We start from the raw sequence: 1,226 nt of genomic DNA, 5'->3' as shown, positions 1-1,226 counted from the left end.
CCACCCGAACCCACCCGCAACACCACCACATCAGGCACCACCCCCACACCCGACAACACCTCACCCAACTCACCCCACGACACCACCACACCAGAACCAGAACCAGAACCAGCCTCAGAACCCGCAGCACCCTCCTCCGCCCTCACCCACTCCACACCAAACAACCCATCCACACCCGACCCCACCCCAGACACCAACCCCTCCCCCAACGACCGCACCACCAACGACTCCACCGACGCGACGGGACGACCCATGTCGTCGGCGATGTCCACGGATGCCACGTCGGCAGAAGTGGCGCGCAAGCGGACCCGCAGGGTGTCGGCACCCGTGCCGCCCTCGTACAGCTCCACGCCGGACCACGTGAAGGGCAGACGGGTTCCTACACCGTCCTGCAGAGCGAGCGTGTGCAAGGCCGCGTCGAGCAGCGCTGGATGCAGGGTGAACCTGTTGAGATCCCGGCCGAGTCCTTCGGTTCCGATCTCGGCGAATGTCTCCTCACCACGACGCCACGCCGCACGCACCCCCTGGAAAGCGGGACCGTAGCTCAGGCCCTCAGCCGCCAGGTCCTCATACATCCCCTCCACCACCACCGGCTCCGCACCCACCGGCGGCCACTCCGAAAGACCCGAAACCTCCGAACCCTCACCCGACTCCTCCACCACCACACCAGACGCATAACGCACCCAACCCGACTCGTCCTCACCCAACCCCTCACCCCGACCGAACACCGACACCTCACGCCGGCCCCCACCATCCACCGCACCCACGATCACCTGAACATCCACACCACCCGACTCCGGCAACACCAACGGCGCCACCAACGCCAACTCCTCCACCCGCCCACACCCCACACGACCACCAGCCGCCACCACCAACTCCACCAACCCAGCACCCGGAAACACCACCGACCCCGCCACCACATGATCCGCCAACCACGGATCCGTCGCACACGACAACCGCCCCGACAACACCACCCCACCCGAACCCGCCAACACCACAGCCGACCCCAACAACGGATGACCCACACCACCCACACCACCAGCACCACCCACACTGTCCCGCCAAAAACGCTCACGCTGAAACGCATACGTCGGCAACTCCACCCGCCGACCACCACGCCCCGCAAAGAACGCTTCCCAGTCCACCGTGACGCCGCGTTCGTGGAGCCGGCCCACACCCTCGACCAGTGAGAGCACCTCGTCCCGGCCCTTGCGCAGCAACGGCAC

General features: G+C 66.6%; 1 protein-coding gene. It reads right to left on the bottom strand.

Going from position 1 to position 1,226, the window contains the following annotated elements:
• A partial coding sequence (locus ACIQFU_RS38660) for a polyketide synthase dehydratase domain-containing protein (protein ID WP_402558072.1) occupies positions 1-1,226 on the bottom strand: 1,226 nt, incomplete at both ends.

Origin of the sequence: Streptomyces sp. NPDC093065, assembly GCF_044754585.1 — a bacterium.
In the GTDB taxonomy this organism is placed as follows: domain Bacteria; phylum Actinomycetota; class Actinomycetes; order Streptomycetales; family Streptomycetaceae; genus Streptomyces.
This window is presented reverse-complemented; position numbering and strand designations above follow the sequence as displayed.